Annotated in this window: 14 protein-coding genes; 6 read left to right on the top strand and 8 right to left on the bottom strand. The window is 71.5% G+C overall.

What is annotated here, in order from left to right; genetic code table 11:
- Positions 1 to 12: 12 nt before the first annotated feature.
- Positions 13 to 678 (bottom strand): peptidoglycan-binding protein, encoded by a 666-nt coding sequence (locus ACWCRD_RS33280; RefSeq protein WP_450969455.1) that lies wholly within the window; start codon positions 676 to 678, stop codon positions 13 to 15.
- Positions 679 to 871: 193 nt separating this feature from the next.
- On the opposite strand from ACWCRD_RS33280, the gene ACWCRD_RS33285 reads away from it, so the two are divergent.
- Both ACWCRD_RS33285 and ACWCRD_RS33290 read left to right on the top strand, forming a co-directional pair.
- The gene (locus ACWCRD_RS33285) at positions 872 to 1,537 is read left to right on the top strand and encodes a TetR family transcriptional regulator (RefSeq protein WP_450969505.1); all 666 of its coding nucleotides are present in this window, start codon (positions 872 to 874) and stop codon (positions 1,535 to 1,537) included.
- Between the two features lie 154 nt (positions 1,538 to 1,691).
- Entirely contained in the window at positions 1,692 to 2,105 is a 414-nt protein-coding gene (locus tag ACWCRD_RS33290) for a Zn-ribbon domain-containing OB-fold protein (protein ID WP_450969456.1), read from the top strand.
- Between the two features lie 7 nt (positions 2,106 to 2,112).
- On the opposite strand, the gene ACWCRD_RS33295 is transcribed toward ACWCRD_RS33290, so the two are convergent.
- Positions 2,113 to 3,456 carry a Gfo/Idh/MocA family protein gene (locus ACWCRD_RS33295; protein WP_450969457.1) on the bottom strand — a complete coding sequence of 448 codons (1,344 nt, stop codon included), beginning with the start codon at positions 3,454 to 3,456 and terminating at the stop codon, positions 2,113 to 2,115.
- 189 nt (positions 3,457 to 3,645) lie between these two features.
- Between ACWCRD_RS33295 and ACWCRD_RS33300 the strand changes: the two genes are divergently transcribed.
- On the top strand, positions 3,646 to 6,423 hold the full coding sequence (locus ACWCRD_RS33300; protein ID WP_450969458.1) for an alpha/beta hydrolase family protein: 2,778 nt from the start codon (positions 3,646 to 3,648) through the stop codon (positions 6,421 to 6,423).
- A 64-nt stretch (positions 6,424 to 6,487) separates the two neighbouring features.
- On the opposite strand, the gene ACWCRD_RS33305 is transcribed toward ACWCRD_RS33300, so the two are convergent.
- The 3 genes from ACWCRD_RS33305 to ACWCRD_RS33315 form a co-directional block, all read right to left on the bottom strand.
- A complete protein-coding gene (locus tag ACWCRD_RS33305; protein ID WP_450969459.1) occupies positions 6,488 to 6,874 on the bottom strand; it encodes a PPOX class F420-dependent oxidoreductase in 387 nt (128 codons plus the stop codon).
- A gap of 114 nt (positions 6,875 to 6,988) precedes the next feature.
- Positions 6,989 to 7,747, bottom strand: coding sequence for a type 1 glutamine amidotransferase domain-containing protein (locus ACWCRD_RS33310; RefSeq protein WP_450969460.1), 759 nt, complete (start codon positions 7,745 to 7,747; stop codon positions 6,989 to 6,991).
- A 63-nt stretch (positions 7,748 to 7,810) separates the two neighbouring features.
- Positions 7,811 to 8,989 carry a MalY/PatB family protein gene (locus tag ACWCRD_RS33315; protein ID WP_450969461.1) on the bottom strand — a complete coding sequence of 393 codons (1,179 nt, stop codon included), beginning with the start codon at positions 8,987 to 8,989 and terminating at the stop codon, positions 7,811 to 7,813.
- Between the two features lie 158 nt (positions 8,990 to 9,147).
- Between ACWCRD_RS33315 and ACWCRD_RS33320 the strand changes: the two genes are divergently transcribed.
- Positions 9,148 to 9,978: an SAM-dependent methyltransferase gene (locus ACWCRD_RS33320; RefSeq protein ID WP_450969462.1), complete on the top strand. Its 831-nt coding sequence runs from the start codon at positions 9,148 to 9,150 to the stop codon at positions 9,976 to 9,978.
- A gap of 115 nt (positions 9,979 to 10,093) precedes the next feature.
- Positions 10,094 to 11,473 carry a S1 family peptidase gene (locus tag ACWCRD_RS33325; RefSeq protein WP_450969463.1) on the top strand — a complete coding sequence of 460 codons (1,380 nt, stop codon included), beginning with the start codon at positions 10,094 to 10,096 and terminating at the stop codon, positions 11,471 to 11,473.
- Between the two features lie 4 nt (positions 11,474 to 11,477).
- Here ACWCRD_RS33325 and ACWCRD_RS33330 read toward each other — a convergent pair whose 3' ends face one another.
- The 3 genes from ACWCRD_RS33330 to ACWCRD_RS33340 all read right to left on the bottom strand — a co-directional run bounded on the left by ACWCRD_RS33330 (position 11,478) and on the right by ACWCRD_RS33340 (position 13,856).
- On the bottom strand, positions 11,478 to 11,789 hold the full coding sequence (locus ACWCRD_RS33330) for an EamA family transporter (RefSeq protein ID WP_450969464.1): 312 nt from the start codon (positions 11,787 to 11,789) through the stop codon (positions 11,478 to 11,480).
- Positions 11,790 to 12,410: 621 nt separating this feature from the next.
- On the bottom strand, positions 12,411 to 12,596 hold the full coding sequence (locus ACWCRD_RS33335) for a hypothetical protein (RefSeq protein ID WP_398959433.1): 186 nt from the start codon (positions 12,594 to 12,596) through the stop codon (positions 12,411 to 12,413).
- A gap of 99 nt (positions 12,597 to 12,695) precedes the next feature.
- Positions 12,696 to 13,856, bottom strand: a complete 1,161-nt coding sequence (locus ACWCRD_RS33340) for an ROK family protein (protein ID WP_450969465.1) — start codon at positions 13,854 to 13,856, stop codon at positions 12,696 to 12,698.
- 167 nt (positions 13,857 to 14,023) lie between these two features.
- Here ACWCRD_RS33340 and ACWCRD_RS33345 point away from each other — a divergent pair, with 167 nt between their 5' ends.
- Positions 14,024 to 14,989, top strand: a complete 966-nt coding sequence (locus ACWCRD_RS33345; RefSeq protein WP_450969466.1) for a carbohydrate ABC transporter permease — start codon at positions 14,024 to 14,026, stop codon at positions 14,987 to 14,989.
- Positions 14,990 to 15,005 lie beyond the last annotated feature (16 nt).

The following is a 15,005-nucleotide window of genomic DNA, read 5'->3' on the forward strand; positions in this document are numbered from 1 at the left end:
GCCCCCGCGGTGTCAGCCGGTGCCGGAGGCCGTCCGGGACTCCAGTGCGGCCCTGGTGTCGTTGCCGTAGACGCCGGTCTCGTCGCCCCGGATGCCGTACCAGAGCTGGAATCGGGCCACCGCGGCCTTGAGGGTGGCGTCGTAGGTGCCGCCGGCGGAGCCGCCCGTGTAGACGTCCGGGATGCGCAGCAGGCGTTCCTGCAGATCGGTCACGGCGGGGCCGCTGTCGCCCTCGCGGAGGGTGCCCGGGCCGTCGGGGTCCGACGCGGCGGAGGCGGAGGCGGTCGCGGCCGGCTCGGCGGACACGGTGGGGCGGGGTTCCGGTGCGGCGACGGCGTCGTTCCTTTCGTGCAGCAGCAGGGCGCCGCCGAAGCCGACGAGGGCGGCCGCGGCGACGGCGATCGTGACGGCGGCGCGGCGCAGTCCGGGCCCGAAGCCGAAACGGTCGCCACCGCGCGGTGCGCTGTCGTGCCCGGTGCGCACGGGCGGGAGTTCCTGTGTCTCGCCCTCGTCCCAGGACCGCGGGTCCGGCACGGCGACGCGCTCGAGATCGCCGGTGCCCTGCTCCATCTCCTTGAACAGCTCCGCCAGCGCGTCGGTGCGGCGCGGGCGCAGCACCCGGATGGGCTCCAGCGGCAGGCGGTCCTGCGGTGACCCCGATGCGGGAGGTATGGGCACTGTGCTCTCCTTCCGTCCCCGTTGCGGGGCCTCCGCCGTTCCCGGGGAGTGATACGCGTCCCGCACCGCGACAGTTCAGCAGCCCCACAGGAGGACACTCAGTTCCCTTCGGCGGCGCACTGAGTGCCATCCGTGCCGTGCGGATGCTACTTTCCCGTTCATGAAGACGGAGCCGGCTGCCGCGCGGCCACCCATGCGGGACGCCCTGGTCGCGGCGGCCTTCCAGCTGTTTCTGGAGCGGGGCTACGAGCAGACCACGGTGGACGACATCGTGGCGCTCGCCGGAGTCGGGCGGCGGTCGTTCTTCCGCTACTTCCCCTCCAAGGAGGACGTGGTCTTCCCCGACCACGAGCGGTGCCTGGCCGAGATGACGGCGTTCCTCGCCGACAGCGGCGACGAGGACGAACCGGTGCAGCGGGTCTGTGACGCGGTGCGGATCGTGCTGCGCATGTACACCGAGAACCCGACCTTCTCCGTGCAGCGTTACCGCCTGACCAAGAAGGTGCCCGGACTGCGGGCGTACGAACTCTCGGTGGTGTGGCGCTACGAGCGCGCCTTCGCCGACCATCTGCGTGGCCGCCTCGCGGGCCGTCCGCACGGGACGCTGCAGGCCGACGTGATCGCCGCGGCGGTGGCGGCCGCGCACAACAACGCACTGCGTTCCTGGCTGCGCTCGGACGGGCAGCAGGACGCGAGCGCGGCCCTCGACCACGCCCTGGGGTACGTACAGCAGGCCTTCACCACGCGCCCGGTGCCCGAGGACGAGGAACCCGAGGACGTGGTGGTGGTCGTCTCCCGGCGTCGCGCACCGTTGTGGCGGGTGGTCCAGGAGATCGAGAGCGCTCTCGCGCAGGACTGACCGGAGTCCCCTATTGAGGGTACGCAGTGTCTTTACGTATGACACTGAGTGCCATACATTGATGCCGTGCACGGTGGCACGGTGACCGGGCACGTGCGTGCACGGTTGACCCGCGCACGCGGGATTCCGGGCCGAGCGCAGGGAGTTGACCAGCGTGTACCACCACTCAGGAAACGTTGCTCGTCAGACAGCCGGCTCCGCGGCGGGCGTGCTCGATCCCCAGGCGCCCGATGCGGACACCATCCTCTTCCAGCGCTGCACCTGGTGCGGCACCGCCATGTACCACCGGCTGCTGTGTCCGGTCTGCCAGGGCGGCGACCTTCGGACGGAGCGCAGCGAGGGCGTGGGCACGGTCCGCCATGCGACGATCGTGCACCGCAACACCCCCGCCGCGCGCAATGTGTCGCTCGTGGAGATGGCCGAGGGATTCGTGGTGCGCGGCAGGGTCATGGGCCCGCTGATCGCCATCCACAGCGGTGACCGGGTCCGGCTGTCGACGGCCAAGGACCCGGTCCGCGGCGAGCCGGTCTTCCAGCTGGTCGACGAGCCCTACCGCGCCTGGTCCTGACGCCCCCTCAGCTCTGCCACACCCCGGGGACCAGGTCCCGCACGGCCACCGGCCGTCCCGTCTCGAAGCACCGGTTGGCGGCGAGCCCCACGGCGAGAGCGAGGGCGCCGTCGCGCTGGGTGGCGGTGGGATGCGCTGTCGCGTCCTGATCCGGCGCACCGGGGTCCAGGGGTCCGAAGAGCGCGTCGAGCATACGGGGATCTCCCCCGCCGTGGGCCTCGTGGGCGGCGTCGAGCGGCACCTCGACGGGCGGCCGCCACAGCGGGCGCAGGGTGAGCCGTGCACCGCCCGCGTGCTCGGCAGCCGTGTCTCCGTGCAGCGCACCGCTGTCCGAGGCGACCGGGGTCCGCGGCTGGGCCCAGCGGCTCTCCTCGACCTCCAGCTCGAGACGGCCGGCGCTGCCGTTGAACATGACGCGGTAGCCCTCCCACGGGGAGTAGGCGGTGAGGTGGTAGGTCATCGTCGCCCCGCGTGCGTAACGGACGAGGACCGCCATGTCGTCCTCGATGGTGACCGGGCCGCCGAAGACATTGCGGTCGCGGAGGTAACCGTCGTCCCCCTCCGCGTCCAGATACAGGGCGCGCAGGGTGTCGTTCCCGGCCAGGTCCAGCGCGAAGGGGTCGTGGGCGGCCGCGGCGGCTCCGTGGGCGCGGTCGTAGTCCCGGCGCAGTCCGTGGCGTTCGCCCGCCTCCGGGCCGTAGAAGCCGAGCCGGCCGTAGCCGAAGACCTCGTGCGGCTCGTCGCCGAGCCACCAGTTGACCAGGTCGAAGTGGTGGCTGGACTTGTGCACCAGCAGGCCGCCGCTGCTCCGTTTCTCGCGGTGCCAGCGGCGGAAGTAGTCGGCGCCGTGCCGTACGTCGAGGACCCACTCGAAGTGGACGGAGAGGATCTCGCCGATCGCGCCGTCGGCGAGCAGCGCCCGCACCTTCTCGTGCACCGGGTTGAAGCGGTAGTTGAAGGCGACGGTGAGGGAATTGCCGGTCGCCCGCACCGCGTCGAGGATGCGTGCGCAGCGGTCCGCGTCGACGGTCATCGGCTTCTCGGTGACGACGCGGCAGCCCGCCTCCAGTGCCGGCACGATGTAGCGGTCGTGTGCGGCGTCGACGGTGGTGACGACGACCTCGTCGATGGCCTCCTTGGCGAGCATGTCGGTGAAGCGGTCCGGTTCCCACTCGGTGGCTGCCGGTTCCCCGGCGGCGGTCAGCACCCGGTTGTGGAAGGCCATCCGCGTCGGGCTCGGGTCGCACAGGGCTGCCACGCGGTGGCCGGGGCGGGCGGCGAGTCCCCGTACGAAGGTCTGGGCGCGGTGGCCGGTGCCGACGACGGCGGCGCGCAACGGTGTTCGGCTCATTGGGGGGGTCCTGTCCCGCGGTCCCGGAGTCCATGCCTGGTCGCCGGGGTCGGCCTGATCGCATCACCGGGCACCAGCCGAATCGTCGGTCACAGGCAACCCACAGGTCCCTCCCGCCGTCCTCTGAAGCGCGTGACACCCCCGGCTGACCAACAGGGGTGCTTTTGCTCGGTACTTGAGGAGGGGACCTTGTTCCGTGCCCGGCGAATATGGGTGACCGCTGCGGCGGTGCTCGCGGTGGCGGGGGGATCGCCAGGACTGGCACAGGCGGCACCGCCGCCCGACGCCAGACCGTCCAGCACAGCCGCCGACCAGAACGGTGGTCTGCCACCCGGCTGGCGGATCGCCGGCAAGGGTGAGGCCCGGCAGCTCGTCTGGCGCTCGACCGCTCCCGTGCCGATGGGAGACGCGCGGGTCGAGTTCTACTCCGGGGGCCGGATGCTGGGTGTTCCGCGGCCGGACAGGGACGGCCGCACGTTCCGTCTCGGCCTCGGGCGAGGTGCGGCGGCGACCGGGCTCACGGCCCTTCATGTGCGGGCCGGAGGACGGGAGTTGGATGCCGCGGGCCGTAGCGAGACCCCGGGCGGACGGCGCTCCGCGGCGGCTGCGCCGCCCGCCCGGCTGCCCGCGAACTCCGTGGACCCCGGGAAACCGGGCCGGTACGCCACGACGACCGGCGAGTACGACCTCGCCCCCGTGAAGCTGCCCGGCTTCCCCCAGCCGGTCGAGATGCGTGCCGTGGTGGTCGCCCCTCAGGGCGCCGCCGGCCACCGGCCGCTCGCCCTGTTCCTGCACGGCCGCCACTCCACCTGCTACACCCGTACCGACGTGACCGGCGACTGGCCCTGCCCGCAGGGCACGAAACCGATCCCGAGCTACCGGGGCTACCTGCGCGACCAGCAGCTGCTCGCGTCGCAGGGCTATGTGACCGTGTCGATCTCGGCCAACGGCATCAACGCCCAGGACGACGCGGCCGAGGACGGCGGCGCACAGGCCCGCTCCTCACTGGTCCGCCGGCACCTGGCGCACTGGGCCGACTGGGCCGCCGCCCCGGGGTCGGCCCCCGCGGCCGTACGCAACGCACCGCCGGCCGACCTCTCGCGCGTGCTGCTCGTCGGCCACTCCCGCGGCGGCGAGGGCGTCAACCGTGCGGCGATGGACAGCCTCGACCCGCCGCCCGCCGCGCAGGACGGCTACCACGGCCCGGTGCGCTGGCACATCCGCGGCACCGTCCTCATCGGACCGACGGTCTTCGGCCAGAATCCGGTCGCGGACGTGCCGTCGGCGACGATCCTGCCGGGCTGCGACGGCGACGTCTCAGACCTGCAGGGCGAGGTCTACGTCGACGGCACCCGTTCGGTCAGCCGGGGTGCCGCGCTGCACAGCGCGGTGTACGTGGTGGGCGCCGACCACAACTTCTTCAACACCGAGTGGACCCCGGGACAGGCCCAGGCGCCCGCCGAGGACGACTTCTACGACGACCCGGACCACCGCGACCCGGTGTGCTCCCCGGGCACCGCGACCCGGCTGACCGCGAATCAGCAGCACAGGGCGGGCAGCACCTACATCGCGGCGGCGGCGCGGCTGTTCGTGGCCGGGGACGACCGGGTACGGCCCCTGCTCGACGGCTCGGGCCTGCGGGCCCCCTCGGCCGATCCCGCGCGGGTGCTCACGCACGCGGTCGGGGCGAACCGCGAGGGCGGGTTCCTGCCGGACGGCAAGGTCACGGTGACCGGCGGTCGGCTGTGCTCGGCGGTCGATCCGGACGACCACGTGGCCTGTCTGGGATCCCGTGTGAAGGGCGCCGCGCCGCACTTCGCACGGTGGGAGACGGACCGTGAGGTCGGCCGCCGCGCGGTCGCGCTCCACTGGTCGGCGGCCGGGTCGGCGGTCCGGGTGCGCCCGGATGCGCCGGTGTCGCTGGGCGGTGCCAAGGACCTCGCGCTGCGCGTGATCGTGCCGCCCGACTCGACCGGCACCAAGCTCGACGTCGCCCTCACCGACGCCCACGGCAGGAGGGCCACCCTCGGCCGCACCACCGTCGACGGCCTGCCGGGCACGGAACGGACCGCTTCCTACTGGGCGCGCGAGGTCCGTGTCCCGCTGTCGGCGGCGTCCCGCGCCGGCCTCGACCTCAAGCACATCAAGTCCCTTGACCTGACCCCGCGTTCACGCTCCGGTCAGGCCTGGCTGATGGACGCCTGGGGCTGGCGCCCGGGCACTCCCGCGGTTCACGAGGCCCCGCTGGCACGCGTCGACATCGGCCGCACGACCGTCAAGGAGGGCGACTCGGGCGTCCGCACGTACCACGTACCGGTAGAGGTGTCCGGGCGGGGCAGCGGGCAGGTGCGGGTGTACGTCGTCGACCCGGTCACGGGCAGGGCACAGGCCCGCCTGGTCACGGTGCATCCGGGCGGCCATGACATCGACGTACCGGTGGAGGTGAAGGGCAACACGCGCTTCGCCTACGACGTGGACCACACGGTGATCGTGAAGGCGCTGCGGGGCGCTGTCATCGGCTCGTACCGCGGTGGTGTGACGGTGCAGAACGACGACCCGATGCCCACGATCACCGTGCCGCCGGTGGCGGACCGGGTCACCGAGGGGAACCCGCTGAAGTGGAAGGTGTCCCTGTCCGAGGCCGCGGACGTGGACCTGAGCCCCATGTTCCTCGTCGCCCCGGTCACGGGCGGCCCGGAGCTGTCCACCAAGGACGTCGACCCGGCGTGGCTGGCGGGCGCCTCGGGCGAGTCGCCGGATCCGGAGCGTCCCCTGTCGCAGGTCAAGTACCTCTACCTGGGGGCGGACGTGCCCAAGGGGAAGCTGAGTGCGGAGGTGTCCCTGCCGACGGTCAAGGACCGGGTGACGGAGCCGGCCGAGTCCGTGCGCTTCCAGCTGACGAACGACAACGGTGATCCGCAGCCCGGCGGGCCGGTGCTGACCGGCACGGTGCTGGACGGCTCGTAGAGCACGGCTCGCCGTCGTGACGGCCGCGTGTTCCTCCCGGGAGGAACACGCGGCCGTACGCGTTTCAGGGCTTCAGCGTCACGCGGATGCCGACGGTGCCCTTCAGACCCCGGCGCAGCCGGCTGCCGAGCAGGCTGAGGCGGCCGACGATGCCGTACTTGCGTGCGATGAGCTCGCGGTAGCGGGCGACGGTCGCCTCGTCGACGATCTCCGCGGTGGCCGGGAGCTGCGCGCCGGTGGGGTTGCCGCGCAGGTCGCAGGGGCCGACGAGGATGTCGCCGCGAGCGCGGATCCGCTTCACCTTCCAGGAGTCGGCCGCCGTCCACACCCCGAGCGTGTCACCGTCCCGCACCACCCACACCGGCGTGGCAACCGGCGTTCCGTTCTTGCGGTAGCTGGTGACCAGTACGTACTTCCCCGCCCCGAGCCGCTCCAGCGCCGTGTTGTCCATACCGAAAAGTCTAAGCAGGGCGCGCAAGGTCAGCCGCCGGGTTCGGCAGCGCCCCGAAGGGGCGCGGGGAACTGCGCGACAAGCCACGACGCCTCCGCAGACAAAAGACGGCCATCACGCGCCGGACGACGTCCCGAGCAGTTCAAGATAACGGCGAGCGAAAAGATACGCGTCCCCCGGCCACCGCGCCGACAGATAATTGCCGTCCTGCACGACAAAGGCGTACGTGTCGTCATCCGCCGTACCGCGCCGGGTCAGCACCCGGGGGCCACGCTCGAACTGCTCAGCCGGCTCGGCAAGAGCGGCCCGCACCTCGTCCTCCACATACGCCGGATACGTCCGGTAGTACCGCCCGAGCCGCCATGCAGTGGTCAGGTAGGCGGTGCGCTCCATGTACGTGGGCAGGCACGTCGTGCGACGGTCGGCGAGGACACTGCGTCCCGTACCGGGATCCCGGGTACGGGCCGCCACGAGCACCCCGTGACAGATCGCACCGACCGGCCGCTGAAGCGCCCAGAACCGGGCGACCTGCCGTTGCAGCTCCGACGAGCCGAGATACTGCCGCATGCCGGGCGCGTGTCCGCCCGGCAGCAGCAGTCCGTCGTACTCGGTCACGTCCACATCGGCCCAGGCGACCGTGGCGGTGAACTCCGGTGCCGCGGTGAGCTGTTCGTAGAACCGCTTGGGTTCGTCCTCCGCGCCGAGCTGCCCGAACAGGACGCCCGTCAGCAGCCGTGGATCGGCCGCGGGCCGGGTCCCGGCGCGCTCGGTGGCGAAGACGACCTCGTGCCCGGCATCGGTGAGCAGTCGCCAGGGCACGGCGACCTCGGTGACGTCGAAGTCGTGGTCGGGGAGGGGGATCAGCACGCGCATGGGGCCATCATGCAGGGGTGTCACGTGTCCATGACACCCCCACCAAGCCATCCGGGGGTCGGTTCAGGCGAGTGCCGCCGCCATTCGCCGGACGCCGTCCGTGATCACCTCGGGCGAGGTCGCCAGGTTCAGGCGTACGTGTCCTGCCCCGCCGGTGCCGAAGGGAATCCCAGAGTTCAGGGCCACCCTCCCCCGCTCCAGGAACACCTGCGCCGGATCCTCACCGAGGCCGAGTCCGCGGCAGTCGAGCCAGGCCAGATAGGTGGCCTCGCCCGGACGGTAGGAGATGGCGGGGAGGTGTTCGGCGAGCAGGCCGGTGAGCAGGCGCCGGTTGTCGTCGAGGCCGGTGAGCAGCGCGTCCAGCCAGGACGTGCCTTCCGTCAGGGCGGCCGTGTGGGCGATGACGCCGACGTGGCTGGGGCCGTGGCCGACCTCCTCGGGAAGACGAGCCAGGTCGGCGGCGGCCGCGGGTCCGGCGATCGCGAGCGCGGCCTTCAGCCCCGCCAGGTTCCACGCCTTCGACGCGGACATGAGGGACAGCCCGCTCTCCCCGCCGGGAACGCTCAGGTACGGCACGAAGTCGGCGCCCGGGAAGGTCAGCGGGGCGTGGATCTCGTCGGCGACCACACGGACGCCGTACCGGTCCGCGAGGGCCGCCACGCCGGCCAGTTCCCCGGCGGTGTGCACGGTGCCGGTCGGGTTGTGCGGGCTGCACAGCAGATAGGCGGCCCGGTGTCCGCCGGTGACCGCCTGCCGGAAGGCCTCTTCCAGAGCGTCGAAGTCGATACGCAGGTCCGCCCCGAGCGGAGCCTCCCGCACCTGCCGGTCCATGTGCTCGACGAACTGGTAGAAGGGCGGATACACGGGCGAGTTGACGACCACCGGGTCCCCGTGCCCGGTGACCAGTTTGAGCATCTCGACGACGCCGAGCATGACGTCGGGCACGATCGCCGTGCGCTCCACGGCGAGGCCGTCCCATCCCCAGCGCTTCTCGGCGAACCCGGCGAGGGCCTCGGCGTAGGCGGTGCCCGCCGGGTAGCCGGTGTCCCCGAGCGCAAGCGCCTCGGTGACGGCGCGGACGACGGGTTCGGCGAGGGGTACGTCCATCTCGGCCACCCACAGCGGCAGCACGTCGGCCGGGTAGGTGCGCCATTTCATGCTCGTACGACATCGCAGGCGCTCGAGGGAGAGTGCACGCAGCGGGTTCGGTTCGCCGGACGTGCCCTGTGGGGTGCTGGTCATGGGGCACAAGATAGGGGCTGCGGTGTGACCTGGCACGACCCTGAAGCGCCGGCGGGGAAAAGATCCGCACGCCCTCTCGGCAGACGTCAACACGGCCGTCTAGATTGCCGTTTGACGTCGTACACAGCGCACCATCAGGCACTCCAGGAGCAGAGCCCGTGACGGAGAACCCGGCAGCCACCGAAGATCCCGCCGCGGCGCTGCGCAGCCGCATCGACACGCTGCGCCCGCACACGGCCCGGATCTGGAACTACTGGCTGGGCGGCGGCGACTACTACGAGGTCGACCGCATAGCCGGCGACCGGATCCGTGAGCTGCATCCGGCCATCGGGGAGTACGCCCGCGCGGACCGTCTCTTCCTGGGCCGTGCCGTGCGTCATCTGGTGGCGGAGGCGGGAATCCGGCAGTTCCTCGACATAGGCACCGGCCTGCCCACCGCCGACAACACCCACGAGGTCGCCCAGCGTCTCGCCCCCGATGCGCGGATCGTCTACGTCGACAACGACCCGCTCGTCCTGGCACACGCCCGTGCCCTGCTCACCAGCTCGCCCGAGGGCCGCACGGACCACCTGGACGAGGACCTGCGCAACGTCGACTCGATCCTGGAGCGCGCCGCCGACACCCTGGACCTCACCCGGCCGGTCGCCCTGATGCTGCTCGGGGTGGTCATCTTCATCGGCGACGACGAGGACCCGTACGGCATGGTGCGGCGCCTCATGGACGCACTGCCCTCCGGCAGCCATCTGGTCCTGTCCCACACGATCACCAGCCCCGAGCTGTCGGAAGTGGACGAGGCGGTCCGGTTCTGGAACGAGCACGGCATCCCGGCGCTGACCCAGCGCACCCCCGAGGCCGTGGGCCGTTTCTTCGACGGTCTGGAGCTTCTGGAGCCCGGCGTGGTCTCCTGCTCGCGCTGGCGGCCCGAGCCCGGTCAGGCGGGGGAATTGCAGGAAGTGGCCCTGTACGGCGGGGTGGGCCGCAAGCGGTGAGAAGATCGCCCGCCCGCTGAACGCGACCGTCTCCGGCCACGTATGGAGGGAGGGTGCTCAACGACCGGAGGGCCCCGCGGTGTTCGCGCCGCGCGTTCGGGTTCGGGAGCCATGCATGAGGCACGCACGACGACGGATCGTCCGGCGAGTGACGCGGCTGGCGGCCGTCGGCGGACTCCTCCTGGGAGGAGCGATGGTGACGCAGGCCGCCATGGCGAGCGAGACTCCCGGTACCTCCGCCCTCCCGCTGAAGGCGTCGGGGACCTCGCCCAACCCCGGCACGGCGCTCGTGTCCAAGCTCGGCACCTCCCGTACGGCGGGCACCTGGATCGGCGCGGACGGACGTCCGGTCGTCGCGGTGACCGACGACGCGGCGGCGGCCGAGGTCAAGCGCGCCGGCGCCGAGGCCAAGATGGTGTCGCACAGCATGAACGAGCTCAAGGCGGCAGCGTCGACGCTGCGTGCGGCGCCCCGGGTCGCGGGCACGGCATGGGTCATGGACTACCGGACGAACCAGGTGGTGGTGCAGGCCGACAGCACCGTCTCGTCGACGGACTGGTCGAACATGTCCAAGGTCGCGGACGGCATCGGCCCTTACGTCCGCATGGAGCGCACCCAGGGCACCTTCACCACTCGTCTGAACGGGGCCTCGCCGATCCTGTCCACCGGCGGGCGCTGCTCGGCGGGGTTCAACGTGACCAACGGGCAGAGCGACTTCATTCTCACCGCCGGGCACTGCGGGCCGACCGGGTCCGTCTGGTTCGCGGACAACCAGGGAAATCAGCAGCTGGGCAAGACGGTGCAGCAGAACTTCCCGGGCAGCGACTTCTCGCTGGTCCAGTACGCGAACGGCGCGGCGGGAGCCGGGGCGGACATCGTGGCCATCGGCAACGGCAACGGGGTGCGCATCACGGGAGTGGGCGATCCGGCCGTCGGGGAACGGGTGTTCCGCAGCGGCAGCACCAGCGGTCTGCACGACGGCGAGGTCAAGGGCCTCGACGCCACGGTCAACTATCCGGAGGGCACCGTCACCGGCCTCATCGAGACGAACGTGTGCGCCGAGCCCGGGGACAGCGGCGGCCCGTTGTTCTCCGAGGGCATCGCACTGGGCGTGACCTCGGGCGGCAGCGGTGACTGCACGTCGGGTGGCACGACGTTCTTCCAGCCGGTGACGAAGGCGATGCAGGCGCTCGGCGTGCAGTTGATCGTGTCGAAGCAGGCCGCCGCGCAGGGCGGCTCTCCCTCCGCCGCACCGTCACCCGCGGCCACGCGCAGTGCGATCGCACCCAACGCGGCCTCACCCGGCTCCTCGACTCCCGTGACGGGCATCTCGGACGGCTCGACGCTGCTGACCCGGCTCACGGACCCCCAGAACATCGGTCCCGGGATGCTGGTGATCGGAGGCAGTCTGCTCGCCCTGGTGGCCACCCGCTGGATCCGCGCCGAACAGGACCGCAAGGCGTACCGGCGCCATTACTCGGCCACGTGGGGGTGACGGTTCAACCGAGGGTCAGCAGGACCGTGGCGGCCGCGGCGCCCAGCAGGCCGGCCGTCTGCCGTCGGGTGACGCGTTCGTGCAGCAGGGCCAGGCCGAGGACGACGGGAAGTGCCGGGTAGAGGGAGGCGAGGACCACGGCGACGGCGAGCAGCTGCCGCTGGGCGGCGAGCAGATAGAGGACCAGCCCGAGGGCGGCACCGGCGCCGACGAGGAGGGCCTGTGCGGTGAGGCGTCCGGGCAGCCGCAGCTGGTGTCGGCGCCGGGTCGTGGTGGGCAGCTGCAGGAGCACGGCGGCGACGCGGCCTGCGGCCACCGGCCACAGTCCTGCGGCCGGCCCGGCCAGTCCGAGTGCGACGCTGCACGGCGACCCCGGCGCTCGCCAGCAGACCGTCCCGCACCTGCCCGCCCGCGCCCAGGCCGCCTGCTCCCCCGTCGGCGACGAGCCAGAGCGCGGGGACGGTCACCGTGATGCCCGTCCAGGCCAGGGCGCCGGGCCGGTCACCGAGGGCGAGCACCCCGCACACCACGGACAGGGCGATTCCGGTCACCGCGCTGACGGGCACGACGACGCTCATCGCGCCACGGCTCAGTCCGCGGTTGAGGAAGTGCATGGCGGTGCCGCTGCCGACGCCGGACAGGGCACCCCAGAGCAGGTCGACGGGGCGGATGGCGTCGGCGGGCACGAAAAGGGCGGCCATGCTCGCAAGGAGCAGGCCGCCCAGCTGACCGAGGAAGGTGATCGAGGTGGAGGGAGCGCGACGGGACAGCAGCCCGCCGACGGTGGGGGCACCTCCCGGCTCGAGCGAAGCCGAGAGCTGGGGGACGACGAGGCCGTAGCAGACCGCCGAGGTCAGTGCGAGGAGGGGGCCCATCCGATGTGGGGTGCCCCGGTCCGGGACTCCGATGCGCGGCGGCGGGCCTCAGCGGGTGATGCTCAGGCCGCCCGCGCCGGCTGCGGGGCCGCGGCGGCCCACTCCAGGACGAGACGCTGGTACTCCTCGCGCTGCTCGCCGCTCAGTGTCCCGCCCGACCGGCGCCACAGGGCCCGGATCTCCTCGTTGACCTCGGCTGCCGATCGCTCGGAGACGGGTTCAACAGTGGTGGACATGATGTGAAGCATACGGCTACGCAGGTGAAGGCGCTGTGAGTAAGGCGACATCAAGCAGGCATATCGGACGTGTTGCTGATCACGTCCATCTGGCCACGCGAGTCGCCGAGTTCAGGCTTCCGCCGCCCCCAGCACCAGCACCTGGATCGCCAGGACGGCCGCGCCGCGGGCCCAGTCGTGGAAGTCGGACACCTTGGTCTCCAGCGGGACCGGGCCGGCCATCGGATGCCGGTGGGCGGCGATCGTCTGCCGCACTGTGCCTCCGGCCACATCCATCAGACCGACGCCCTCGCCCGCGAGAAGGATCTTCTGCGGCATGACGAAGTTGGCGATCTGGGCGACCAGGGTGCCAAGGGCGCGCGCCGCCTCGTCGATGACGCGGGCGGGCATGGGTTCACCGGCGGCGGCGAGGGCGAGGATCTCCTCGTAGCTCCGGTCGCGGCCGTCGGCGGCCCGGACCTGGTAACGGATGCTGGAGATGGTCAGCAGGGAGACGGCGCTGCCGCGTTCGCCGTCGGGAGTGAGCGGCCCGTTGGGGTTGATGATCCAGTGGCGGCCGAAGCCACGGTCCTCCTCCGCGCAGGAGACGCGCTTGCCGCCCAGGACCAGCCCGTAGCCGACGCCGGCGCCGATCGTGAGGACGACGAAGCGCTCCAGGCCCCGCCCGGCTCCGAACCAGGTCTCGGCCTCGACGAGGGCGGCGACGTCGTTCTCGACGACGACGGGCAGCCCGGTGCGCTCCTCCACCAGCCCCGCCAGCGGGACGTCCCGCCAGTGCAGGAACGGCGACTCCCCCACCACGGCCCGGTCCTCGACCAGACCACCCACGCCGATTCCGATGCCGGCCAGTCGCGGATGGATGCGGGCGAGCTCGTCCGTCATCTCGGCGAGCACATCGGCGACTTCGGCCGGCTCGTGGGTGGTGAGCGGGCGGTCGTAGCGGGCGACGATGTCGCTGCGGAGGGTGGTCACGACGCCGTAGACCATGTCCTCGGTGATCTTGAAGCCGATGAAGGAGCGGGATTCGGCGACGACGGCCAGCGGCTGCGAGGGGCGCCCCTGGCGTACCTCCGCCGGTGTTCCGGCCTCCGCGACCTCGATCAGCAGGCCCGACTCGATCAGCGGTTTGGTCAGCCGGGTGAGGCTGCCCGCGGAGAGATCGAGCCGACGGGCGAGTTCGGTACGCGACAGCGGGCCGTTCACGAGCACCTCGATCGCCACCGAGCGCTCACCGGGGCTCAGCGGAAGCCAGCTGTCGGCAACTGTGGTCATGAAGGTCAGACTCCCACATGGTTTTTTTCGTCATGGAAGCAACAAGGCAACGATAGCGCGCTCGACCTGCCGTGAAAAAGAAGTGAGCAGGCCCCTTGACGCATTGATTCTTTCGCAACAAAAGTAAGTAGCCGAGGACGAGCCGCCGCAGACGAGGGAGTCTCCCGATGACAATCGCCTCCAGCAGCCCTCCGTCGCGCCTGCCACTGCGCGGCCAGGAGAGGGCGGGGACCCAACACAGGACGGGACGGGCCAGGGCCCGTGAGAACGGGGGCGACGGACGGCTGGCCGCGGTGTTCATCGCGCCGGCGCTGCTGGGCTTCACGGTCTTCCTGCTCTGGCCGACGCTGCGCGGCATCTATCTGAGCTTCACGCGCTTCAACCTGCTCACCCCGGCCGAGTGGGTGGGCCTGGACAACTACATACGGATGGTCCACGACCCGATCTTCTGGGACTCGCTCAAGGTCACCGTCGAGTACGTGGTCATCAACATCGGGGTCCAGACGGTGGCGGCGCTCGCCATCGCGGTGCTGCTGCAGCGGCTGACGCAGTCGGCGGTGCTGCGCGGGATCGTGCTGACGCCGTATCTGATGTCGAACGTCGTGGCGGGCGTCGTCTGGCTGTGGATCCTGGACACCCAGCTCGGCATCGGCAACCAGATCATCGGGGCGCTCGGCTTCGACCACATCCCGTTCCTCGCCGACGAGCACTGGGCGATTCCCACGATCGCGCTGGTCAACGTGTGGCGGCATGTCGGATACACGGCGCTGCTGCTGTTCGCCGGGCTCATGGCCATCCCGAACGACATGTACGAGGCGGCCCGGGTGGACGGCGCGAGCGAGTGGCGGATGTTCTGGCGGATCACGCTGCCGCTGCTGCGGCCGGTGCTGGCGGTTGTGCTGATCATGACGGTGATCGGCTCGTTCCAGGTGTTCGACACCGTCGCCGTGACCACCATGGGCGGCCCGGCGAACGCCACCAACGTGCTCCAGTACTACATCTACGGCGCCGCCTTCGGCCGCTTCCAGTTCGGCTACGCCTCAGCCATGTCCGTGGCCCTGCTCCTCGTGCTGAGCGCGATCACGTTCCTGCAGTACCGGCTCACCCGGGCCGGCCACAGCGACCTCGGCTGAAGGAGGGGAGAGAAAC

The sequence above is a fragment of the Streptomyces sp. NPDC002092 genome, from assembly GCF_053593775.1.

Coding starts and splice junctions, on each gene's coding strand:
- ACWCRD_RS33285 (WP_450969505.1), top strand. CDS start 872: ATGCGGGACGCCCTGGTCGCGGCGGCCTTCCAGCTGTTTCTGGAGCGG.
- ACWCRD_RS33295 (WP_450969457.1), bottom strand. CDS start 3,456: ATGAGCCGAACACCGTTGCGCGCCGCCGTCGTCGGCACCGGCCACCGC.
- ACWCRD_RS33305 (WP_450969459.1), bottom strand. CDS start 6,874: ATGGACAACACGGCGCTGGAGCGGCTCGGGGCGGGGAAGTACGTACTG.
- ACWCRD_RS33310 (WP_450969460.1), bottom strand. CDS start 7,747: ATGCGCGTGCTGATCCCCCTCCCCGACCACGACTTCGACGTCACCGAG.
- ACWCRD_RS33315 (WP_450969461.1), bottom strand. CDS start 8,989: ATGACCAGCACCCCACAGGGCACGTCCGGCGAACCGAACCCGCTGCGT.
- ACWCRD_RS33325 (WP_450969463.1), top strand. CDS start 10,094: ATGAGGCACGCACGACGACGGATCGTCCGGCGAGTGACGCGGCTGGCG.
- ACWCRD_RS33335 (WP_398959433.1), bottom strand. CDS start 12,596: ATGCTTCACATCATGTCCACCACTGTTGAACCCGTCTCCGAGCGATCG.
- ACWCRD_RS33340 (WP_450969465.1), bottom strand. CDS start 13,856: ATGACCACAGTTGCCGACAGCTGGCTTCCGCTGAGCCCCGGTGAGCGC.
- ACWCRD_RS33345 (WP_450969466.1), top strand. CDS start 14,024: ATGACAATCGCCTCCAGCAGCCCTCCGTCGCGCCTGCCACTGCGCGGC.